A 19,528-nucleotide genomic window follows, 5' to 3' on the forward strand; every position below is an offset into this window, starting at 1 on the left:
AGGATGATCCAGGAGGATTTAGGGGGCCATTGCCGGGAAATCCTAACCCGATGATTGCGGCAAAGGCCAGAGGCCGGCGCACGCACAGGCACCGACCGGCTCACGATTCCGTCAGGTGACAGGCCGGACAGCGGGTACGGGCAGTTAGTGCGACGACAGCGCGGACGGCCCGGTCTCGGGGTGGATCTCCGCGGCCATCATGCCCTTGGAGCCGGGCCCGAACCGCACCAGCACGTACTGGCCGGGCCGCAGCTCGGTCATGCCGAAGCGGCGCAGCGTCTCCATATGCACGAAGATGTCAGGCGTCCCTTCGCCGCAGGTCAGGAAGCCGAAACCGCGCAGCCGGTTGAACCATTTGACCTGCGCGCGCTCCAGACCTGAGGTCGGCGTAACGCTGACATGGGTCCGCGGCGGCAGCATCTGCGCCGGATGGATCGCAGTGGACTCATCCATCGAGACGATGCGGAAGGCCTGATAGCCCTTGGCACGTTGCACGCATTCGACCACCAGCCGCGCACCTTCGTACGCGGTCTGATAGCCATCGCGGCGCAGCACCGTGACGTGCAGCAGCACGTCGGGCCAGCCATTGTCGGGAACGATGAAGCCGTAGCCTTTCGAGGCGTCGAACCATTTGATGACGCCGGAAATTTCGACAAGGTTGGCGGCCGCATCACCAAGACCCGAAAGAGCATCCATCGCCGGATCGCGCTCGGCGCCGGCAGAGAATTCACCTGGTCCAAGCCTGTTCTGCCCCGTCCCGCCTGACGGCGGCCCCCCGAGCTTCTTGGACTCAAATCCGTCCGACCCCATGACCCCGGACCTCACACATTCAAATGCGGCCCACTATCGCCGTAGCGGACCGGAACACGCGCCCATCCATGACCACTCATGATAACGCCGCGCGAATCTCTCGAATCAAAAGATAACACTCCCGCATGCGGCGCATAGCTAAAAAACAATTCAGGCGGGAACTATGAACAGGCTTGCACAGCTTCGAATCAATTGCAGATCAATTGCCTACAAACGGTCCAAGCGTCTCTCCGATGTCGTGCCGGATCACGAGATCGGCGACATCGTCCTGTTCTGTCGGCTCGTTATTGATGATGACGAGCTTGGCGCCGCAGTTCTTGGCCATCAGCGGAAAACCTGCGGCCGGCCAAACCACTAGCGAGGATCCGATGGCAAGGAACAGGTCGCAATGCTGGGCCAGTTCCGTGGCGCGGCGCATCGCGTCTTCCGGCATTGCCTGTCCAAACGAAATGGTCGCGGTCTTGACCGGTTCGTCGCAAACCGTGCAATCGGGCGCGCCGCCGGTCTCGTCAAAGCGCGCTTTGACCCAGGGCAGATCGTAGGCCTGCCCGCAGCCGATGCAGCGGGCGTAGGTGGTGTTGCCGTGCAGTTCGACCACGTCGTCGGCCTTGAAACCGGACGTCTGGTGCAGATTGTCGATGTTCTGGGTGATGATCGCGGGGATTTTGCCGGCCTTGTAGAGCGACGCCAGCGCCCGATGTCCGCGGCCGGGCTTCGCCGCGGCAAAGGTCGGCTCCATCGCAAAGCGCCGCCGCCAAGCCTCGTCACGGGCGTCGGAACTGGCGACGAACTCGTCGAACGGAATCGGACGATTGCGAGTCCACAATCCACCAGGCGAGCGGAAATCGGGAATGCCGCATTCGGTCGAGATGCCGGCGCCGGTAAAGGGAACGATGGACGATGCCTCGGCGATCATGTTGCCGAGCTGTTCGACGCCGCTGCGAAGGTCTGGTGCGATCACGTCAACATCCGATTTTTCAAAGCGTTTCCAAGCGGAAGCCTGCCCCGCAACGGAAAACACGTCAAACAAAATTGGCCGCGCCGACGATAGCGCGGCCAATCGGATTGGCTGTTCGGTCGGCCCCGCACAACCGAACGTCAGCCGCGGGTCACCAAGCAGGCATCATCAAGCGGCTTTGGCGACGGGTTCCTTGGGTTCCCGCACCTCTTCGGTCTTCTTGACCTTGGCGACGGGCGCGCTCTCCGCTTTCTTCACGGGCTTGCCGTATCGCGCGAGTTTTTCCAGTTCCGCCTCGAGCTCGGCGCGGCGTGCGGCGACCTTCTCGAACAGCTTGTCGGTGGCGTGCTCGCGCAGTGCGGCGAGTTCTTCGATGCTCAGTGAATCCAGATCGATCTTTGCCATTGGAACCTCCGGTTTGCTTGTCGCTACCGGTAAGGTGCGCACGCAACAAGCGGCGCTCGGGCCTTATCCACCGCCATCGCTTTGCAAACAGACGACCACAATCCCGCAACGCGGCTTCCCAATTCGCGCCCCAATCGCAACCGTCAATGGCAACCGGGACGACTCAAAAACACGACTTCAAAAAGGATGGGCAATGAACGAACAGGACGAAAGGCTCGCGCGTGCGCGCGAGGAAATCGCAGCACGGGTCGCGAGCTTCAAGGCCACACAGGAAAAATTCGAACGCGAGCGCGAGGAATATTACGCCACCACGCTCGGCAAAGCCTGGAGCGGATTTAACCGCCCATCGTTCTGGAGCTAGCGCCAAAGTCCGATCAGCAAAAAGCCCGGGGCGATGCTCCGGGCTTTTTTGTAAGTCCGCCACCAGGCGGAACCGGCAAGCCATTTCCGCCAAAAAGTTTTCGCCGCGCCTGGAACGAACCCTGCGGATGCGCGTTCTCAGGTCAAGTGCAGCAACCTTGCCAGAGGTGAAAGCATGAAAGACCCCGTCAGCATCTTCGGAGGCTGGCGGGGTTTTTCATTTCGTGGCTGGCAGGCCCTGCCCTCAAAATATCCACGCCAAACCAGGCACGAAGGAACCAATTGCGGCCCCGGGAATTTGTTCCCGAAAGAGGTGCAACGATGCCCCCATGGCTGGAAGTTCTGCTGAACGTGATCGCATTTGCCGGCTTTATCGGCATCGCCAAATATCACAAACCGCGCGGCGAAAAATTGCCGGACCGCTAAAGTGTTTTCGAGCGAAGTGGATACCGGTTCGAGTGAAGAAAACGCGTCAAAACAAGAGTCTAGAGCTTCGGTTCTGATTCAATCAGAACCGATAATGCTTTAGGCGTGGGATCCTAGTTCGCCTTGTGCGGCTCGCCCGCCGTCCGGACCAGCCTGTCAGCTTTGACCAGCACATGTCCGGTTTCCGGTTGCGACCGCAGTGAAAAACTGATGCCGACGAAGGCCAGGCAAAACAGCAGCCCGACCACCATCACGCGTCGGTGGGTCGGCTTGTCGGCGTTATGAAACGAAGGGACCATGGCTGCTTCCTCCAGCCATCCCTAGCGCAACCTCTGATAAGCACAACGCAATCCCGGTCTTAACCTAACTGAATAGGGTTATTGGAACTCCGGAAAGGGATCGTTGACCTCGCCGGTTGGCGCGCGCACCCGCACCGATCCTGTACGCACTTGTCCGCAGCAAATCCACAGGCAAATCACAGGCCGCAAAACGGGTTTTCAGGCGTTGCGCCCAATGCTTGCTGCGCACCCGTCCACACCCGGCGGACAGACCGGATCGAGCTTTCTCTTGGGGGACACGTGACGCGCTGCGCCAGCGAATCCGAAAGATCGAAGCAAGACTCCTTTTGTTCTTCGAAGAACGAACAGGGGGCGCGTTTTCCGGACCGGCCGCCCCTTAAGATCGGGTTACTTCGCGATCGCTCGCCGATGGCATACCGGATCATGGCCCCTCGCCGCCTCCCGCCAGGCCGGCCTGATCGGAGCGCTACGGACACGATCGCTGTTCGCATCGTCGTGATCGAACCTTTTTGGCGCGATTTGCACCTATCCGAAAAGGTGCTGACATGACCCAGGCAGATCACTACCGCGACCAGTCCATTCGAGCCAAGCGTTTGGCGCGCGCGGTCAAGGATCCCGAGGCCTCGAAGAAGCTCATCGAGATGGCCGAGGAATTCCGGCTCTATGCCGAACGGCTGGAAAAGACCATCTAGCCCGGGCCGGGACGACGAATTCCGCGCGCGGTGAAGCAAGCCCTTCCCGAAGCCGACCTTCCCTTCCCAACCAACTGCCGGCTATTCGATGAAGCCGGCCAGTCTCGGCAACCACAGACTGATGCTCGGGAAATAAATGCACAGCATCAAGCCGAGCGCCTGCAGCGCGACGAACGGATACATGGCCGTGAACACGTCGTTCATGGTGACGCCCGGCGGCGCCGTGCCCTTCATGTAGAATAGCGTTGCCCCGAACGGCGGCGTCATGAACGCGGTCTGCAGATTGACCGCAACCAGCGTGCCAAACCAGGTCATCAGGGCAGCGTTGTTGCCGATGTGGTCGGAGAAGTCGTACCTCAACAGGATCGGCCCGAACACCGGCAGGACGATCAGGCAGATCTCGATCCACTCGAACGGGAATCCGAGCAGGAAGATCAGGACCATGACGAAGGCGAGCATTTCCCACTTGGTGTCGATGCCGAAATGGGTGAGCGTCGAGATCATCAGGTCGTCGCCGCCGAGCACGCGGAACACGTAGGAGAAACCGGTCGCGCCTAGAAAGATCAGGAACACGAGGCCGTTGGCGCGGCAGGAGGAATAGATCGCTTCGTTGATCATCTTGAACGTCATGCGCCTGTTCAGTGCGGCGATGAACATGGAGCCGAGCACGCCGACAGCACCGCTCTCCGTGGGCGTGGCCCAGCCGGCGAAGATCGAGCCGAGCACGATCACCAGCAGCGTCGTCATCGGGAACAGGCCCCGCCAGAGCGCGTACCAGAACGCACGGCTGGTCTGCGGTCCGTAGCCGGGCGGCAGCTTGGGCGCGGCGCCCGGCTTGAAGACGGCGACGAGCACGATATAGAAGAGGTAGAGGCCGGAGAGCAGGAAGCCCGGCATGATGGCGGCGAGAAACAAATTGCCCGCCGAAGTCGCCAGCATCTCCGCCATCACCACCAGCATGATGGCCGGCGGAATCAGGATGCCGAGCGTTCCGGCCGAGGCGATGGTGCCAATGGCAAGCCGCTTGTCGTAGCCCGCGGCCAGCATCTGCGGCAGGGCGATCACCGACAGCGTGATCACCGCCGCGCCGACCACGCCGATCGGCGCCGCCAGGATCGTCCCCATCACCATCACGGAGACCGCCAGCGCGCCCGGGCACCGCTTGAGCAGCACCTCGGTAGCGTCCAGCATGTCCTTGGCCGAGCCTGATCGCTCCAGGATTGCGCCCATGAAGATGAACATGGGGATCGACGCCAGGACCGGATCGTTGGCGACCCCGCCCCACATGCGCAATACGATATCGGACAGGCCGATCAGGTTGAACGTGCCGAGCCAGGCGCCAAAGACTGCAAAGGCGAGCGCCAGTCCGCCCATGATGAAAGCGACCGGGTAGCCGATGAAAATGAAGAAAAACATCGACACGAACATGATCAGAGCGAGATTGTCGGCCAGCCAGTCGAGCACGTTGAAGTCCCCCGGTTGGGTTAGACGTCCGTAATCACATGTCCGATTTGCAGATTGACTTCCCGCTCCGACTTTTGACCGAACAGGAAGACGATCACGCGGAGCAGTACGCTGAGGATGCCGAGCACCACCATCCACAGGCCGGCAGCGTAGATGCCTTTGATGATCCAGCGGTGGGTCAACCCGACCGTGCTGTCGGACTGCTCGCCGAGCCGATAGGACTGCGCGACGAAATCCAGGCTGTAGTAGGAGACCAGCGCGATGTAGGGCAGCGCCAGCAGGAGGCAGCCGGCGAGTTCGATCCATGCCCTGCGGCGATACGACATTATCTCGGTGAAGGTATCGACCCGCGGATGCGCGTTGATCGTGTAGCAGTAGCCCATCCAAAGCGAGAAGATGGCGGCGTGGAAGTGCCATTCCAGCTCTTGCAGCTTGGTGTACGGCAGTTGCAGGCCAAACTTGCGCGCGACGACATCGAACGTGGTCACGCACGCCATGATGACGAGCAGCCAGCCGGACGCCAGGGCGACGACCTCAAGCGCCCGCCGCATGATCTCGGCCAGCTTCAGCAACGCATTCATCGCGACAAAATCCTGCTATGGCGCAACCCGCGGCAGCGCACCGTGCGCAACCGCTCGTCACCGGCCGGTGAGGCAACTTCCCTGGCAAGAGCCCGGCGCAGCCGCGCGCTACACCGGGATGGCTCCGCTCAATCCTTCTGGTAGGTGGCTTTCATCGTCTGCGACACGCCCCAAACCGAGAATTTCTTGCGGTAGTCCAGGTAGTGGTCGGCGACCTTCTTGAACAGCGGATCCTTGGCCGATTCCTCCGCCAGCACTTCCAGCCAAGCCTTCTCCAGCACGGCCAGGTCCTGGTCGCTCCAGCGCTTGACCTGAACCTTGTGCTTGTCGCGCATCTCGGCCATCGCCGCGAACTGGGCGTGGTCGCTCTCGACGTAGGTGTGCATGACGGATTCGCCGAGGGCGATCTCGATGATCGCCTTGTTCTGATCCGACAGCGCGTCCCATGCCGCCTTGTTCATCAGAAGCTCGCTCACCGAGGTCTGCTGATGCCAGCCCGGGAAATAGTTGTACTTGGCGATCTGATGGAATCCCAACTTGGTGTCCATCGTCGGCATCGAGAACTCGGTCGCGTCGATCACGCCGCGTTCCAGCGCAGGATAGATGTCAGCCGCTGCCAGCAGCTGGGTGGAGACGCCGAGCTTCTGCATCACCTGTGCGCCAAGGCCGAAGAACCGCATCTTCAGCCCCTTCAGCTCCTCGACCGATTTGATCTCGTTGCGGAACCAGCCGGAAGTCTCGGGTGCTATGGCGAAGGAGTCGATCGCAATCAGGCCGTGCTTGGCGTAGATCTCATTGCGCAACTGGTTGCCGCCGCCGAACCACTTCCAGCCGAGGAATTCGCCGACGGGCGGACCGAACGGAACGGTGGTAAAGAAGGCGAGCGAGGGGTACTTGCCGGTGTGGTAGCCTGGCGTCGTCCAGCAAGATTCGATCGAGCCCTTGGACACTGCGTCGAAGCACTCCAGCGGTGGGATCAGCGCGCCGGGCTCAAAGAACTTGATCTCCAGTTTACCGCCCGACAACCGCTCGACGTTCTTCGAGAAGCGCACGGCCGAAGTGCCGAGGTGTGGCAGCTGGCTGCCGAACGCGCTCTGCATCTTCCAGCGGACTTTCTCCTGCGCGTTCGCGTCTGTGGTCACCGCCGTGAGCGCCAAGGCGGACAGCCCCGCCAATCCCATTAACAATGTGGATTTCATCATCTTGCAGCTCCTCCCCTGGTTACGCGCGATACCGACGCCCGCAGCTCACACGGCCGCAGGTTGTTCGACGGTACGTTCGATGAGGTGGCTACGTTTTCTTTTTGGCCTTGGAAGGTGCCGGGACGGACGTTGTCTCACCCCATTGCCAGCAACGTGACATGAAGGCCCACAGCTGTCAAAAAAAATGCGATTGGCAGACGCAAGTACAACTACGGGGCGCCGCCTCACCCTATTCGTTCTGCGTTCGCAGCGGGCACGCTTTTCCCGGGCCAGTCGCAACGCCGATATGGTGCGCCGCGAAGTCGCGAGCCATCACGAAGCGAAGAAATCATCCGGACACTTGTCGATCGGCTGGGAAGCGGCATGCGCGACTTTGCCCTAGCTGTGCGTTGGACGGCTCCTCGCCGAAGGGACAAGGACCGCGCCCTAAGGTCCGCAGGTCAGGAATACGCGTTGGCGTTTTAGCGCGCTCCCAACTCGCTTCGCTGCTCATCGTTGGGATGACGTACATTACGCCGGCGAGCGCGTGACGGTGTTAGCCAACCAGGCCGTACTCTTCTGGTTCTGGCCGAAACCTGAATGTCCAATCCCTTGCTCTAGGCACGCACAGGAATGGCGGCTTGCAAGCCGCTACGCTGTCGCAAGATTATCGCGGAATGGCTTCCGCGCGATAGATCCTGGTCCCGGTGGTTTCGACGATCCGGCCCTTGAGCGATCTGACGAACGCTTTCGAACCTTCAACGGCGAAGTGGGTGCGCAGGGCTGCCTCGTCCGCCCATTGCTCGAAGAAGAACAGGCGCATCGGATTCTGGCAGTCGACATGCACCTCATGCGAGATGCAGCCGGGCTCCGTCCGCGAGCGCTCGACATGATTAAGGCAGGCGGCCAGCACCTCATCAAAGCTGTCCTCACGCGCCAGAATACTCCCTGTTACCAAAATCATCCCGGCATCCCCTGCACCTCTCGCCGGTCCCTGCCCGGTACCGGTCCGATCAGCCATTAACCCACTTCGCCGTTAACCCAATCTCTTTACAAAGTGTAAACGAGCGCCTGACAGCTTTTGGTCAGGAGGATAATCTCATGCTTGTTTATCCCGTACCTGTTGAAGTGACGCAGGCCAGAATCCAGCTCCTTGTCGACCAAACCGCCAAGGCGCCGCCCAATACGATCAACGAAGACCTGAAGGCCGTCTACGACGCCAAGGCGCAGGCGCAGCAAGCGCAGATCGAACAACACGCCCCGGCCGAGCCAACCGCCTTGGTCGACGTCAAGGTCTAACTGTTGGGAGTGAGCCTGCTCCCTCCGCGCTGCTGGCGACGTGTCTGCCGCTGGGGGACAGGGCTCGTGCGACCGACAATTTCATTTTCTGCGTTTGATGCGGAGCGACGGCGATTGTCGACCCGCGCTCTGTGCTGGGATTCTGCGTCCGCCATTCGCCAAACCGGCGCGGGGGCCTTTCAGTCCCGATGAGGTCCCCTGCCTTGCAGCCTATTTTGGCGGCTGAAGGCCCGGGCTCGTGGCCCATTTGTCCAGGTTTTCAATCACCCTCTCATGGCTCGGGCGCTTGGGAGGTTTCGAGTCCTTCGGAAGTTTCGGAAGCTTGATTTCCTTGTCCATGACCGCACTCCTTGTCATGGAATCTACTCCCGAGCACATCTTATATTAACACTTAACTTATTGAATTTATTTACATATTTTACTCAAATGACTTTCTCTTGGCAATTGAAGGAACCAAAGCGAACTGCTCCGAGTTAGGCACTTACTCATTTGTCTAAGTTGAGGCAGGCACATGACCGACGTGCGGGGCGAACGCTTACAAATCATGCTCTCTCCCGAAGAAATGACCGTTCTCGACGACTTCCGCTTCAAGCACCGGATGCCAACCCGCGCGGCGGCGGTGCGCGAGCTGTTGCGGTTGGGACTGACGGTCGCACCGACGGATGGCGACGGCCAGAAGTCGAGCCATTACGGCGTGTTCAACCGCGGCTCTGATGGGCACCGGGAAGAAGCGTAACTGCGACCTGAGCTGCAAGGCTTGGTCGACGCATCCAATTACGTTGGGGCATGGCGCAACAGCCGCCGTCAATGCATCAGAAGCGGCGCGATCACCGATACGGCCAGCAACGCGCCCAGGCTCCCGGCGACGGACAATTTCATCCGCGCCGTTTTGGTATCCGTGATCGGCAGAACACAAAGAACATGATCGCGAGCACGATCAGGCGATTGATCAGATACATTCGCTGGTTCCTCCGTTGGCCACGCAATGACGGAAGAATCGCGCGAATATCTGTGCTGGATCACGCTCTCGACGCCAGCGCTTTAACACCGTGGCGACGCGCGCGAGATCAGGCCGCGCGTTTCGTACGGTCCTGCTGCGCAAAATATTCGAGGATTTGAATGCGAATTTCCTCGGCGATCGGGCCTTCGACCCGGCGCATGCGGTTCCAGAGCCTGATGATTTCGCGTTGTTTCTCGATGTCCATGAATCAACCTCCAGGGAATGGCTGACTAGAACATAACGGGAACATCTTCGCAAGTGCTCCGTGGATCAGTTGCGCACGGAAATCGGTTTGAACCAATTGCGCGTTGCGGTGACTTATGGATGAGTAGTCCCCCAGACACTCATCCCCATCAGAAAGCCCTGCTTCCCCCGAGCGGGGCTTTCGCTTGTGTAGCTGTAACCCCGCGCGTGCACGTCTTCTAATCGTGGACGCTGGCCACCGCATAAAGCTCGGGCTCGAATTTTTCCGCGAGCTTGCCTGCCGCCATCATGTGCTCTTTGCATTCGGGATTGCGCTGCATGGCCTCGAAATCCTCCTTCGATCGCCATTGGGCATAATTCGCGACGTGTTTGCCGCTAAGGCTGCGGTGAATGTTGGCAGAGACGAATCCCGGCTGACGCTTCATGACCTTGTCAGTCGCCTCGTCGAGCAATTTGACGAGTTCGCAACATCGAGGAGAGGTTCTCGCATCGAGTTTTCATCCGCGACCAACCTTCGAAGGGAGACCTCGGCTCCGCTTTTGTTCTCGGAGAACGAACAGAGTCCGCAATTTTGCGGACGAGCAATCGTAAATAATTGGAAAACAAAAGGCCACGCGGGCGTTACGCCGCGTGGCCTTCAGCGAGACTGTCCCCCTAGGCCCTCCAGAGATTCCGTCTCGCGACGCATAATGTGCGGACGGGCTTGCCTGTCCAGCCCACGGTCGAATTACCCACAGTTCAGACGCGCAGGCATTCGTCTCGTTTCGCGATCGACTTCCGGGAATCAGCGGTGCTTGGCCCGCCCGGCGCGCTCACCTTTCCCGCAACGGTGATAGCTGTGGGCGAGCAGAAGAAGCTTGTCCGGCGAAATCAGCTTCAGGGTCAACGAACCCGGACCGCGGCCTTCTTCGCCTTCGTTCGAAACGAATCCCGACGCGCTCAGCGAACCGTCAGGCCGACGCACGACACGCTTGATGACATGGGCGGAGGCAAAAAACGTAACCGTGTTCGCTCCGATTTTCAGCAGCCCATCACTTTCGGCATTCGAGCAGTCGGCAACCTCGAAGGCCCACAATCCCTGGACCGATTTCGGCAGTACGTTCGCGTAGGCCGTACCCGGGAACAGAACCAGCACTCCCGAGATCAGAACTCGCTTCAAGCCGTCACTCCCCTAGCTCATTCATCATTGAACCTTTGATAGCCTCGCGCGTCCAACTATCGAAGCGTCGAGATTTGTCCCCATCTCCGCTTCTCTCAGAGAGCCCCGCTTCCCCAGGCGGGGCTTTCGCTTGAGTCGCAGCGAAGCCGCCCGCTTCGGGTCCACTCATCGTGCGCCTCCGTTATGCTTTTCACACCGAAAATAGATGTCTCCCTTGGCCTGAAGCTTGTTCGGATCAATCAGCTTAAGCGTGATTGAATCGTTAGACCGACCATCATCGGCAAAACCATATCCTGTACCCTTTAGTGAGCCGTCCCTTAGCCGGGTAATGCGCTTGATGTGATAGCCATGCTCGTAAAACAGCACTGTCCGGGGTTCAACCGTCATCCCGAGTTCGCTGGACTGCTGTCCGCACGCAACGGCGTCAGAGGCCCACTTCCCCAGCATGCTGGTGGGAAGTTGGTCGGCTGCATGAGCCGTGCCGGAGATGAGAAGAGCGCCAAGCAGGTATGAGCCGAAAATGAACCGGAGATGTGAACCGTGGCCCCGGTGGATAAATGCCAGGGTGGTAGCCACGAGAATTGCTAAAACATCGGTCATCGGTTTGCCCCCCGCGTGCAGCATAGCCCAAATCACCGCCTCGTCTCCTTCTGACGCGCGGCAACCCGGTCAGCGAGGATGGTAATCACCTTGTCCGTGAGTGCGGCGAGATCGATGGAAAGTGTTTGAAAATTCATGATGCCCTCATCAAGCCCTCACGCAATTGCGAACGCAAAGGCTCAGGGTGGCGCCCAAAACGGCCCCCGTCCCCTCTGCCCCGCGGCGCATTTTGCTGCTAAGGAAGCCCCGAACCAAAAACCAAGCCTCGCAAAGGGAGCCAAGAAACATGCGTTTTCTCCACACCATGCTGCGCGTCCGCAATCTCGATGCCGCGATGAAATTCTATCACGATGCGCTGGGGCTGAAGGAAGTGCGCCGGATCGACAACGACAAGGGCCGCTTCACGCTGGTGTTCCTGTGCGCCGCCGAAGACGAAGGCCTGCTCAAGGCCTCGCCGGCCAGCCGCGGCGCGCCGCTGGTCGAACTCACCTACAATTGGGACGAAGAGAAATACGGCGAAGACCGCTATTTCGGTCACCTCGCCTATGAAGTCGACGACATCTACGCCACCTGCGACCGGCTGATGAAGATGGGCATCACCATCAACCGCCCGCCGCGCGACGGCAACATGGCGTTCGTCCGCTCGCCGGATCTGCATTCGATCGAGCTCTTGCAGAAGGGTGACCCGAAGCCGCCGGCCGAGCCGTGGACCTCGATGCCGAACACCGGCCACTGGTAGGCCTCTTTGTTTTGACGCGTTTTCTTGACGCGAACCGGCATCCACTTCGCTTGAAAACGCTACGGTACAGCTTCTTCGTGCACGTCCGCCATCCCAGCTACCGGCTGGTGACGAAAGCGGACGTGCCGTTTCCCTCAGAAACCTCGGAAGACGAATGGAAGTTGACGCGCAGCCGCGAGGCCGGCGACGTCAACGCCGAGGTGCGCGAAGCCGTCGATCGAGACGGCTATTCGCTGTTTCGAATCGGACTGTCGCTCTCCGATATTCCACGATCATAACGCGGCACCGCGTGCGCAGTTTCGGTCCGCGCGAAGGAACAAGAGACTCGCCCGCACGTTCTCTCCTCGATTGATATTTTGGAGGATACGAGGATGGGACGAGGAGTTTTGTTGTGGCTGTTGGGCGTGCCGATTCCGGTAATCATTCTGTTGTGGTTGTTCTTCGGCCGCTGACGGCAATTGTACGTGAAATCAGGCTCCGTCGCCACGCGGCGGAGCCTGTTTTTTGTTTCGTCCAGGCCAAGGCAGCCCGCGCTTTTTTGCTGATCTTCCGCTATGAACCGGTTGCAAGAAGATCACCGCAAGAAAACCGCTGGGAGCAAAACACGTGGATGACAACAAACAACAACTCACCATCTGGGGCCGGGCCAATTCGGTCAATGTTCAAAAAGTGCTGTGGTGCCTGCGCGAGCTCGATCTCGGCTATGACCGCATCGATGCCGGCATGCAGTTCGGCAAGAATAATGAAGCGCCCTACCTTGCGATGAATCCCAATGGCCGCGTGCCGACGCTGATCGACGGCGATTTCGTGCTGTGGGAATCCAATTCGGTGATGCGCTATCTCTGTCTCGCCTACGGCCAGAATTCGCCGATCTATCCGCAAAGTCCGCAAGCCCGCGCGGCCGTCGACCGCTGGCTGGACTGGACGCTGTCGACCCTGCAACCGGTGGACCGGCCGGTGTTCTGGGCGCTGGTGCGCACGGCGCCGGAAAAGCGCGACATGGTCCAGGTCCAGAAGGACGCCGACGCCGAGGCCGTGCAATGGCGGATCGTCGACGCACAAGTGGCAACGCGCCGCTATATCGAAGGCGATCAGTTCACGATCGCCGATATCGCGCTCGGTGCTTTTGCGCGGCGCTGGTTCGGCGTCGAGGGTGTGACCAAGCCGCAACTTCCGAACCTCGAGCGCTGGTTCGCGCAGATCTCGGAGCGCCCCGGATTTGTCCAGTTCATCGCGCCGCCGATGACCTGACGCTCAGCGCGATCCGGCCGATGTGCCGGCGCCGATACTGACGGCACCGCCGATCTTCGCGCAGGTCTCGGTGCCCTCAACCCTGACGAATCCCGCCCCATATGCCGCGCATGAGTTGCTTGATGTCGCTCCCTTCAGCGGAAGCAGCTTGCCCGAAGGGGCGGTCTTGCCGGACTTCTGATGGCCGGATGGTTCGGCGGCCAACGCCGCCACGCCAGTCAGCACCAGAACCGGGATCGCAAGGAAGGATTTTCGCATCCCGCCTTTTATCGTCTCGCGCCGCGGGGCGCTAGCGGACGAACCTGATGCCGACCGACTTGCCGCGGCGCCAGACCACTTCGCAGTTTCGCCCGGTCCGGGCGTCGCGCGAAAACGCCAGCTTCAGTTTGGCGGGCAGCGTGTTGGGATCGTCGATCGTGATCTTGGCACCCGTCGTGGACATGTCCTGCACCACGCACGGGCGCGCCGCGAAGCCGCCGTCCAGCGTGATCCACCCGGATTGATGCAGCGATTTGCGCGACTCGCGCTTTTTGGTGCCCAAGGCCATGTCAGAAGTTCCCCTGCCACCAGCCCTACTCCAGGTGGCTTTAAAATCCGTTGCAAAACATCGGATGTTTTGGCCGGTCCACCCTTGCCGGCGCGGGCCGCAAGCGCCCGGAAAAAGGCGGTTTCAGGCCGCTTGCCCGCCCGGCAAAACGCCACTATACGTTCGCCGGTCGCCGGCCTGATCCAACCCGATTATCGGCGACCAACACGGCGCATCATGCTGTAAGGCACTGATTTTCCGGTTGTTTTTGCTCCCTTCGTCTATCGGTTAGGACGCCACCCTTTCACGGTGGAGAGAGCGGTTCGATTCCGCTAGGGAGCGCCATATTTTTCAATGGCTTACCTCCGACAATATCTAAGCGTCCAATAATGTCCCCGCTCAGCGGCGAGGATCTGATCAACACCGTCGCCAATGAAGCACGCGAAGCTGCCGTCCATGGCCAAGCTGCATGGCGTTGGGAGGAAGGTCAGGAAATGACCGGGTGCGGCCGGGCTTTCGCCTCGTTTCCTCTCCGTCACGACTCGTTCGATGCCCTCATCAATGGCCGCAGCGGCTACCGTGCTCAATATTATCTGTCCCGCGACGAGGGCACCCATTTTAATTCAACGCTCATCGGCTGCCTTATGAAGCCGCTGGTCCTTGCTTGTGATCGCGCTCCCTTGCCGATGATCACCTCTTTGCTGCGCTCGTTTGAGGGTCCGCACAGCAAGGTATGGGTGCTTTGTGATGGCGGCCCTTTCAATGCTGCGCCGGCAGGCGAGTTTCTGCGATGGGCCGAAAACAATCCGATTTCCATGGGATTGCGAGCGCCATTGCCGCCCCTTCCCGCGATTGAAATCAAAGGCAATTGGATAACCGATGTTGGTCAAGACTACCGAGAGGACGTCACCTGGAAAGGCGATCGTCACCAGTGGCTTTCTGAAACGGGCTTTGTGTAGAGGGCAGCGTCGTCGGTCCTACACTAGTGCCGGTCAGTCCAATGTCTCGGCGCGAGCTAATTCAGCGTGAGCCACACGATGCTACATGAGCTGTTGCAGTTGTTGCAGTGGGCCGGCTGCCCGAATGTGCCGGTAAGCTGCCATTCCTGCGACACGATGCTCCACTGAGTTGTGGCGTGGCAGACGATATCGTCCGAACTGCAATGAGAGCATACAGGCATTGATCGCCCTGCTCGCTCATTCTCCGGTCGAGGCCCCTCAGCAATACGGCTAAATGGATTGATGAGTTCACTACGCCGCATCCGCTCCACCTGATTTCTTGTTGGGTTCAGACGCAACTTATACCGTTCAGTCCCCAACAGCGAAGGCCGATCTTAATTGGTATTCGCTTCGCTGTGGATTGCTGCTTCGCCGCCCTCTTGAGATCATGTGCACCCGGCAGGGCATAGCGGCCCCTCGGGTGCAAGCAATGGTTAGAGCCTTGAACGGCGGATAAGCGATGAATAGCGCCGTTCGGCGGCGCGGTGTTGCCGCATTGCAGCGAGGATCAGCCGCGATGAAAATAAGCTTTGCGTTCGTTCAATAGACGCGCTCCAATCTGCATCAGAATAAAGAGAGGCGTAGCGAGTGAGGGAACGGCGATGGGTGCAATTGGAGCGGTTTTTCAGCCCGAGCTAATCAAATTGATGAGGGCAGTCCTTGACGATGCCACGGCAATACTCCCCGAGGCAAAGCGCACGTCGACGATGAAAGCCGAAATCGCGTCTAACATTCTTGCATGTGCCGCGAAAGGCGAGCGGGACCCGATAGCGCTGAGAATGGCTGCACTCTCGGCCATCGTGGAGTGTACTCACTATTCGCACGATATCTCTCCGGAGCGCAGGTTGGTCTAAAGCATAAAAAGCCGACCGGGCATGACTCCGTGCGGCTCCTTACGCGACTGCCGGTTTCCCAGTTCCGTCGCTGCTGCCATAATAACCGTCGAGTGGTGCGACGGTTCCGCTGTGTCGCAAGAAAAGCCCGCCGGGCGTGAACCGGCGGGCTACATCATCGCGTCGATATCCTCAGCGCTCAGCGTCTCACGGACTAGCAGCGCGGCCGCTACGCGCTCAATTGCTGCCCGTCTCTCCGTTCCCATTGGTCGGGAGTGAAGTTGGCGTCGCTGGTCTCGGACATCCAGTCGATCTGATATCTGTCTTCCCGATCGCCCCGCGCGAAGTTGCCAAGCAGAACAGTCTCGGCCTCGGCACCGGCCATAAATGCCATGATGCGGCCGCGCATAATAAGCCGATGATCGCTGCGAACCCGGAGCCTACCTCTTTGACGCCAATGCCCAGCGATAATGTCGGGATCTTCAATACTCGCCTCTCCCGCAAATTGACCGTCAGACGCGATTGAAGCGCCGCCACACGTCATACCGAGCACGCGGCCTAATCCCCTCACCTAGTTCTGAGTGTCGAAGGGAAGCCGATGTATGCTTACCCCGACAAGGTAAGCCTAGCGATCCTCGAATATTATGCGTTCGAAGCCGGGACGAACTTTAAAGAGGAAGCGCGAAAGAATTTCAGAATGCTGGCAGGCAGCGCCCTACAGGATTTCATCTACACGCAGACCGGATACGATCCAGCCCAACAAATTCCGGCTGCATGGCAGCTTTTCCACGACCGCGTTTCGCTGGTTTATGACAGCGTCCCCGCCGGACATTTCAGCATCTTTAAAGAAATAGCAGACCTCATCGTCACGCTAATTCGCGGTGGAGCGCCGGTCGGGCAGTCCTTTATACCCGACGGTAGCGTCGGCATTCAGTGGGGTAAGCACTGGACCGATGATGATCTTGACGGACGGTTCGGCACCCGCATCAAGTACGATCACGAGTATCCGCCGAACTTCCCGCGGTCTGCGTCTAACCCTCAGCATGTGTGGTGCTACCCCGACGCCGCACTGCCGGAGTTTCGCCGCTGGGCACGGCAGCACTACATTCCCAATTGTCTTCCCGGCTATCTTGGCGGGAAGGAAAAACAAGGCCTGCTACCACCGTCGTTCACCCAACTCGCCATTGCCGCTATTCAGGCCCGGAAAGACATTCCTCGCATCACCTGACCCCAAAAGAAACGGCCCCAGCGCCGGGGCAAGGCTGGGGCCGTGGTCCAATGTGCCGGCAGGGAGGAGTAAGCCGACACACTACTGATATTGGTCGTCGGCCGCCAATTTCCCATCCATATCATGGTTTAGGTAACAGCATCAGTTGGTATGTAGCCGCCACTTCGACGCTCTAGCTTCTCCAACGATCTCCACACCCTTTCCCTCATGGTTCTTGAGGCTGTGTTGGGTGCCGATGCGACGACGAACGACGCAAAGAAACGGCCCCAGCGCGGGCGCGCTAGAGCCGCCGACCCAGTGGGGTTTTCTCCCGGTAGGACTTAAGAGTCGATTCAAAGCTCCCGGCTCTGTGCCCTGCTCCGAAGTTCCAATAAACGCCCTAAATTGCCGCTTTTTCCCGAGACCAGAAACAGATCGTTAAACTCGCCCCCGCTATGTTCGGTATATGGATGACGATCAGCCGGTAGAACCATCCTTGACGGCATGGCAGTGGAGCTTACAGCGCCTCGCCGCTTGGATGGTGCGCTTCAACCGCACGAGCGAGCCACCGCGCCCTGACGTTCCTAACAGGAACCCTCAGCCCTCTCGGAATGAGATACCTACCAGACGACCTGTCCCTCCACGCCCTTAAGGCCGCCGGTACTGGCCTGTTTCGACCGTTAGTGGCCCGGTTTGAAACCAAGCAGTGGCCTGGCTTCACATTAAATCGGCCTTCCATGAGGAACCCGGTATAAGCCGCACTCGTTGAATTGGCATCACCGCACAATCAGTTGGCTTACATCGGTGATGAGAACGCCGGTTGCGCTCCCGCCCCACCTAAGAGGGAAGGAAGAGCATCATGCAGCGATCCCGACCCACATTACATCTGTTCGGAAATCGGACCGCCAAAGAAAAGAAAAGGCTTGAGGTTCTGATCTCGGAACTGAGTCCCGGCCCGAAACGTGATGAGATTATTCGGCAGCTTGAGACGGCAGTCGACGTTGATACCAACGTTGAAAAATGGGTGTCATCGCCCGGTTTGAAATCGCCCGGGTAGTGCTATGGGGGATCGTGACACTTATCTTAAGAAGGCGGCCGACTGCCGCGAAAAGGCTAAGACCGATCCCGCCCAGGCCGACTACTGGACAGATCAAGCAATAAGCTGGCTACAGCGTGCCATTCAAAACGGCGGTGACGAAGCCATTACGCATGAGGTGCGTGACGGACGGATGATCCCCAAGCCCGGAAAGTAAGGCCACCTCAGTTTGGGTGCTGTCCTAATTAGAATTTGACCGGCGATGGTCGCGCCAATGTGGCCCTTTTTTGATTCCGGCGCCCGCTGCGGGGGCGCTTGGGATGGGTCATGGATTCTTTGCCTGCGATCTAGCGGCTCTTCACCTGATCATCATAGGCCAGCCTCGCCGCCTTGACGCACTCTTCCACTTTTGGTTCGTCAAGGTTCGTTTTCTGGCATTTCAGCCTCTCTGCGGCTTCATCAAAGCCACAGCCAGACAGGGCAATAAAGGCTGTCAGCGCCATGAATCTTTTCATTCGGCCAATATGCGCTCCCTACCACCCGGTTTCCAGCCAGCCATCCTGTCACAATCAAACTGACCCACGACCAGAAGCTCTGGTCGCGATGGGGTTAGTTATCGCGTTCATGTAAAAGGCCGCCTCAGTTGGCGGCCTCTTTCAACCGCCATTTCCGCGGGGGCCGGTTCAACTACAGACCCGCCGTTCCCCTTTTCCGCATCGTCAGCCGCCTCGGCCACACTAGCGGCCGTCGCTCCACGGCTGCCGCTTCGGACAGGAAGTCCCGCTGCACATCGCCTAAGTGGCAGCACTCGTTAACGGTGGCCTGATTTGATTTCAGCCGCCCTCTCGGCCTGTTCCCTAGGGAACAGCGCCACGAGAACTTATCCGTCAATGTCGCAATCAGCCGAGGCAATGGTGCATCGGAGAAAGGGAACTAGGAGAGCGACATGAAATCGGATTATCAGATTGAGGCAACCGAAATGACGGGCGAGCAGCTTAACGCTGTAAGCGGCGGCGCCGGTGTCATTACAGGCTTCGGGGTGCGGACAGATCAGCGGATAGCGTTGCAGCAACAGCTTACCGCGGCGTATGCCCGCAACAATCCAACCGACTACTACGGCTACTTTGGCTAACAGTTTGAGTTTGAGATGCTTTGGAGGCCGCCAGCGAAGGCGGCCTCTTTTCGATGATCTGGATCACCGCGCAATTTCACCCAAGCTCCTCTGGGGCGACTCGCGTCTTATCGCTTGCTTGCCCTCTCTGGTTGCGAAACACTTAAGTCAGAAACTGGAGGGATCGAAGCATGTCACAGCAGATTCGCACCAAGCCGGTCCGCCTTACTGCGCCCGGCCCGGTAGAATTGGAGCCGGGAATAACACTGCCTGCCGACAGCTATCGCGGCACGTCAAAGGAAATAGGCGCTCTAGGTGGTGTGGACTCTAAGGATTCCCTTTTAAGAGCAAATCAGATTCAAGGCTGCTTTTGGGGAGGCAGTCTTGGG

At 59.3% G+C, this 19,528-nt stretch carries 28 protein-coding genes and 1 tRNA gene; 13 read left to right on the forward strand and 16 right to left on the reverse strand.

Going from position 1 to position 19,528, the window contains the following annotated elements:
* Positions 1-144: 144 nt before the first annotated feature.
* The 3 genes from JQ567_RS18000 to JQ567_RS18010 all read right to left on the reverse strand — a co-directional run bounded on the left by JQ567_RS18000 (position 145) and on the right by JQ567_RS18010 (position 2,173).
* A complete protein-coding gene (locus JQ567_RS18000; RefSeq protein WP_212036625.1) occupies positions 145-810 on the reverse strand; it encodes a cold-shock protein in 666 nt (221 codons plus the stop codon).
* 199 nt (positions 811-1,009) lie between these two features.
* A complete protein-coding gene (locus JQ567_RS18005) occupies positions 1,010-1,771 on the reverse strand; it encodes a Sir2 family NAD-dependent protein deacetylase (protein ID WP_212036624.1) in 762 nt (253 codons plus the stop codon).
* A gap of 165 nt (positions 1,772-1,936) precedes the next feature.
* Positions 1,937-2,173: a hypothetical protein gene (locus tag JQ567_RS18010; RefSeq protein WP_212440067.1), complete on the reverse strand. Its 237-nt coding sequence runs from the start codon at positions 2,171-2,173 to the stop codon at positions 1,937-1,939.
* A gap of 193 nt (positions 2,174-2,366) precedes the next feature.
* Between JQ567_RS18010 and JQ567_RS18015 the strand changes: the two genes are divergently transcribed.
* A complete protein-coding gene (locus JQ567_RS18015) occupies positions 2,367-2,534 on the forward strand; it encodes a hypothetical protein (protein ID WP_212036622.1) in 168 nt (55 codons plus the stop codon).
* A 538-nt stretch (positions 2,535-3,072) separates the two neighbouring features.
* Here the strand turns inward: JQ567_RS18015 and JQ567_RS18020 are convergent.
* Positions 3,073-3,258: a hypothetical protein gene (locus JQ567_RS18020; RefSeq protein ID WP_212209536.1), complete on the reverse strand. Its 186-nt coding sequence runs from the start codon at positions 3,256-3,258 to the stop codon at positions 3,073-3,075.
* 545 nt (positions 3,259-3,803) lie between these two features.
* On the opposite strand from JQ567_RS18020, the gene JQ567_RS18025 reads away from it, so the two are divergent.
* Positions 3,804-3,950: a hypothetical protein gene (locus JQ567_RS18025; protein WP_212440068.1), complete on the forward strand. Its 147-nt coding sequence runs from the start codon at positions 3,804-3,806 to the stop codon at positions 3,948-3,950.
* Positions 3,951-4,031: 81 nt separating this feature from the next.
* Here JQ567_RS18025 and JQ567_RS18030 read toward each other — a convergent pair whose 3' ends face one another.
* The 4 genes from JQ567_RS18030 to JQ567_RS18045 form a co-directional block, all read right to left on the reverse strand.
* Positions 4,032-5,414, reverse strand: coding sequence for a TRAP transporter large permease subunit (locus tag JQ567_RS18030; protein ID WP_212440069.1), 1,383 nt, complete (start codon positions 5,412-5,414; stop codon positions 4,032-4,034).
* Positions 5,415-5,434: 20 nt separating this feature from the next.
* On the reverse strand, positions 5,435-5,995 hold the full coding sequence (locus tag JQ567_RS18035; RefSeq protein WP_212440070.1) for a TRAP transporter small permease subunit: 561 nt from the start codon (positions 5,993-5,995) through the stop codon (positions 5,435-5,437).
* 128 nt (positions 5,996-6,123) lie between these two features.
* A complete protein-coding gene (locus JQ567_RS18040; protein WP_212440071.1) occupies positions 6,124-7,197 on the reverse strand; it encodes a TRAP transporter substrate-binding protein in 1,074 nt (357 codons plus the stop codon).
* Positions 7,198-7,843: 646 nt separating this feature from the next.
* Positions 7,844-8,140, reverse strand: coding sequence for a putative quinol monooxygenase (locus JQ567_RS18045; RefSeq protein ID WP_212440072.1), 297 nt, complete (start codon positions 8,138-8,140; stop codon positions 7,844-7,846).
* A 137-nt stretch (positions 8,141-8,277) separates the two neighbouring features.
* Here JQ567_RS18045 and JQ567_RS18050 point away from each other — a divergent pair, with 137 nt between their 5' ends.
* Positions 8,278-8,475 (forward strand): hypothetical protein, encoded by a 198-nt coding sequence (locus JQ567_RS18050; protein WP_212440073.1) that lies wholly within the window; start codon positions 8,278-8,280, stop codon positions 8,473-8,475.
* A gap of 511 nt (positions 8,476-8,986) precedes the next feature.
* Positions 8,987-9,211 carry a hypothetical protein gene (locus JQ567_RS18055; RefSeq protein ID WP_212440074.1) on the forward strand — a complete coding sequence of 75 codons (225 nt, stop codon included), beginning with the start codon at positions 8,987-8,989 and terminating at the stop codon, positions 9,209-9,211.
* Positions 9,212-9,542: 331 nt separating this feature from the next.
* Here JQ567_RS18055 and JQ567_RS18060 read toward each other — a convergent pair whose 3' ends face one another.
* The 4 genes from JQ567_RS18060 to JQ567_RS18075 all read right to left on the reverse strand — a co-directional run bounded on the left by JQ567_RS18060 (position 9,543) and on the right by JQ567_RS18075 (position 11,438).
* Positions 9,543-9,680, reverse strand: coding sequence for a hypothetical protein (locus tag JQ567_RS18060; protein WP_212440075.1), 138 nt, complete (start codon positions 9,678-9,680; stop codon positions 9,543-9,545).
* 217 nt (positions 9,681-9,897) lie between these two features.
* Entirely contained in the window at positions 9,898-10,131 is a 234-nt protein-coding gene (locus tag JQ567_RS18065; RefSeq protein ID WP_212440076.1) for an antibiotic biosynthesis monooxygenase, read from the reverse strand.
* Between the two features lie 332 nt (positions 10,132-10,463).
* Complete coding sequence (locus tag JQ567_RS18070) at positions 10,464-10,838, reverse strand: hypothetical protein (RefSeq protein WP_212440077.1); 375 nt, start codon at positions 10,836-10,838, stop codon at positions 10,464-10,466.
* A gap of 165 nt (positions 10,839-11,003) precedes the next feature.
* A complete protein-coding gene (locus tag JQ567_RS18075; protein WP_212440078.1) occupies positions 11,004-11,438 on the reverse strand; it encodes a hypothetical protein in 435 nt (144 codons plus the stop codon).
* Positions 11,439-11,724: 286 nt separating this feature from the next.
* Here JQ567_RS18075 and JQ567_RS18080 point away from each other — a divergent pair, with 286 nt between their 5' ends.
* From JQ567_RS18080 to JQ567_RS18090, 3 genes are all read left to right on the forward strand, one after another.
* Positions 11,725-12,177: a VOC family protein gene (locus tag JQ567_RS18080; protein ID WP_212389337.1), complete on the forward strand. Its 453-nt coding sequence runs from the start codon at positions 11,725-11,727 to the stop codon at positions 12,175-12,177.
* A 50-nt stretch (positions 12,178-12,227) separates the two neighbouring features.
* Positions 12,228-12,455, forward strand: coding sequence for a hypothetical protein (locus JQ567_RS18085; protein WP_212440079.1), 228 nt, complete (start codon positions 12,228-12,230; stop codon positions 12,453-12,455).
* Between the two features lie 328 nt (positions 12,456-12,783).
* The gene (locus JQ567_RS18090; protein ID WP_212440080.1) at positions 12,784-13,428 is read left to right on the forward strand and encodes a glutathione S-transferase family protein; all 645 of its coding nucleotides are present in this window, start codon (positions 12,784-12,786) and stop codon (positions 13,426-13,428) included.
* A 3-nt stretch (positions 13,429-13,431) separates the two neighbouring features.
* On the opposite strand, the gene JQ567_RS18095 is transcribed toward JQ567_RS18090, so the two are convergent.
* Complete coding sequence (locus JQ567_RS18095; RefSeq protein ID WP_212440081.1) at positions 13,432-13,686, reverse strand: porin; 255 nt, start codon at positions 13,684-13,686, stop codon at positions 13,432-13,434.
* 31 nt (positions 13,687-13,717) lie between these two features.
* Positions 13,718-13,975 (reverse strand): PilZ domain-containing protein, encoded by a 258-nt coding sequence (locus tag JQ567_RS18100; RefSeq protein ID WP_212440082.1) that lies wholly within the window; start codon positions 13,973-13,975, stop codon positions 13,718-13,720.
* Positions 13,976-14,224: 249 nt separating this feature from the next.
* Here JQ567_RS18100 and JQ567_RS18105 point away from each other — a divergent pair.
* Both JQ567_RS18105 and JQ567_RS18110 read left to right on the forward strand, forming a co-directional pair.
* A tRNA-Glu gene (locus tag JQ567_RS18105) sits at positions 14,225-14,299 on the forward strand.
* A gap of 44 nt (positions 14,300-14,343) precedes the next feature.
* Entirely contained in the window at positions 14,344-14,913 is a 570-nt protein-coding gene (locus JQ567_RS18110) for a hypothetical protein (RefSeq protein ID WP_212440083.1), read from the forward strand.
* 1,101 nt (positions 14,914-16,014) lie between these two features.
* Here JQ567_RS18110 and JQ567_RS18115 read toward each other — a convergent pair.
* Complete coding sequence (locus JQ567_RS18115; RefSeq protein ID WP_212439933.1) at positions 16,015-16,194, reverse strand: hypothetical protein; 180 nt, start codon at positions 16,192-16,194, stop codon at positions 16,015-16,017.
* A 189-nt stretch (positions 16,195-16,383) separates the two neighbouring features.
* Between JQ567_RS18115 and JQ567_RS18120 the strand changes: the two genes are divergently transcribed.
* Both JQ567_RS18120 and JQ567_RS18125 read left to right on the forward strand, forming a co-directional pair.
* Positions 16,384-17,013 carry a hypothetical protein gene (locus JQ567_RS18120; protein WP_212439932.1) on the forward strand — a complete coding sequence of 210 codons (630 nt, stop codon included), beginning with the start codon at positions 16,384-16,386 and terminating at the stop codon, positions 17,011-17,013.
* A gap of 1,040 nt (positions 17,014-18,053) precedes the next feature.
* Positions 18,054-18,245: a hypothetical protein gene (locus JQ567_RS18125; protein WP_212439931.1), complete on the forward strand. Its 192-nt coding sequence runs from the start codon at positions 18,054-18,056 to the stop codon at positions 18,243-18,245.
* 130 nt (positions 18,246-18,375) lie between these two features.
* On the opposite strand, the gene JQ567_RS18130 is transcribed toward JQ567_RS18125, so the two are convergent.
* Positions 18,376-18,531, reverse strand: a complete 156-nt coding sequence (locus tag JQ567_RS18130; RefSeq protein ID WP_212439930.1) for a hypothetical protein — start codon at positions 18,529-18,531, stop codon at positions 18,376-18,378.
* Between the two features lie 443 nt (positions 18,532-18,974).
* On the opposite strand from JQ567_RS18130, the gene JQ567_RS18135 reads away from it, so the two are divergent.
* Both JQ567_RS18135 and JQ567_RS18140 read left to right on the forward strand, forming a co-directional pair.
* Positions 18,975-19,160, forward strand: a complete 186-nt coding sequence (locus JQ567_RS18135) for a hypothetical protein (RefSeq protein ID WP_212439929.1) — start codon at positions 18,975-18,977, stop codon at positions 19,158-19,160.
* Positions 19,161-19,330: 170 nt separating this feature from the next.
* Positions 19,331-19,528: hypothetical protein (locus JQ567_RS18140; protein WP_212439928.1), on the forward strand; the 198-nt coding region annotated here is incomplete at its 3' end.

The sequence above is a fragment of the Bradyrhizobium sp. AUGA SZCCT0431 genome (assembly GCF_018131065.1).
Classification (GTDB): Bacteria; Pseudomonadota; Alphaproteobacteria; order Rhizobiales; family Xanthobacteraceae; genus Bradyrhizobium.

Coding starts and splice junctions, on each gene's coding strand:
- JQ567_RS18040 (WP_212440071.1), bottom strand. CDS start 7,197: ATGATGAAATCCACATTGTTAATGGGATTGGCGGGGCTGTCCGCCTTG.
- JQ567_RS18015 (WP_212036622.1), top strand. CDS start 2,367: ATGAACGAACAGGACGAAAGGCTCGCGCGTGCGCGCGAGGAAATCGCA.
- JQ567_RS18000 (WP_212036625.1), bottom strand. CDS start 810: ATGGGGTCGGACGGATTTGAGTCCAAGAAGCTCGGGGGGCCGCCGTCA.
- JQ567_RS18110 (WP_212440083.1), top strand. CDS start 14,344: ATGTCCCCGCTCAGCGGCGAGGATCTGATCAACACCGTCGCCAATGAA.
- JQ567_RS18035 (WP_212440070.1), bottom strand. CDS start 5,995: ATGAATGCGTTGCTGAAGCTGGCCGAGATCATGCGGCGGGCGCTTGAG.
- JQ567_RS18120 (WP_212439932.1), top strand. CDS start 16,384: ATGTATGCTTACCCCGACAAGGTAAGCCTAGCGATCCTCGAATATTAT.
- JQ567_RS18100 (WP_212440082.1), bottom strand. CDS start 13,975: ATGGCCTTGGGCACCAAAAAGCGCGAGTCGCGCAAATCGCTGCATCAA.
- JQ567_RS18025 (WP_212440068.1), top strand. CDS start 3,804: ATGACCCAGGCAGATCACTACCGCGACCAGTCCATTCGAGCCAAGCGT.
- JQ567_RS18125 (WP_212439931.1), top strand. CDS start 18,054: ATGGGGGATCGTGACACTTATCTTAAGAAGGCGGCCGACTGCCGCGAA.
- JQ567_RS18020 (WP_212209536.1), bottom strand. CDS start 3,258: ATGGTCCCTTCGTTTCATAACGCCGACAAGCCGACCCACCGACGCGTG.
- JQ567_RS18050 (WP_212440073.1), top strand. CDS start 8,278: ATGCTTGTTTATCCCGTACCTGTTGAAGTGACGCAGGCCAGAATCCAG.
- JQ567_RS18095 (WP_212440081.1), bottom strand. CDS start 13,686: ATGCGAAAATCCTTCCTTGCGATCCCGGTTCTGGTGCTGACTGGCGTG.
- JQ567_RS18130 (WP_212439930.1), bottom strand. CDS start 18,531: ATGGCGCTGACAGCCTTTATTGCCCTGTCTGGCTGTGGCTTTGATGAA.
- JQ567_RS18060 (WP_212440075.1), bottom strand. CDS start 9,680: ATGGACATCGAGAAACAACGCGAAATCATCAGGCTCTGGAACCGCATG.
- JQ567_RS18075 (WP_212440078.1), bottom strand. CDS start 11,438: ATGACCGATGTTTTAGCAATTCTCGTGGCTACCACCCTGGCATTTATC.
- JQ567_RS18055 (WP_212440074.1), top strand. CDS start 8,987: ATGACCGACGTGCGGGGCGAACGCTTACAAATCATGCTCTCTCCCGAA.
- JQ567_RS18010 (WP_212440067.1), bottom strand. CDS start 2,173: ATGGCAAAGATCGATCTGGATTCACTGAGCATCGAAGAACTCGCCGCA.
- JQ567_RS18045 (WP_212440072.1), bottom strand. CDS start 8,140: ATGATTTTGGTAACAGGGAGTATTCTGGCGCGTGAGGACAGCTTTGAT.
- JQ567_RS18080 (WP_212389337.1), top strand. CDS start 11,725: ATGCGTTTTCTCCACACCATGCTGCGCGTCCGCAATCTCGATGCCGCG.
- JQ567_RS18135 (WP_212439929.1), top strand. CDS start 18,975: ATGAAATCGGATTATCAGATTGAGGCAACCGAAATGACGGGCGAGCAG.
- JQ567_RS18115 (WP_212439933.1), bottom strand. CDS start 16,194: ATGCGCGGCCGCATCATGGCATTTATGGCCGGTGCCGAGGCCGAGACT.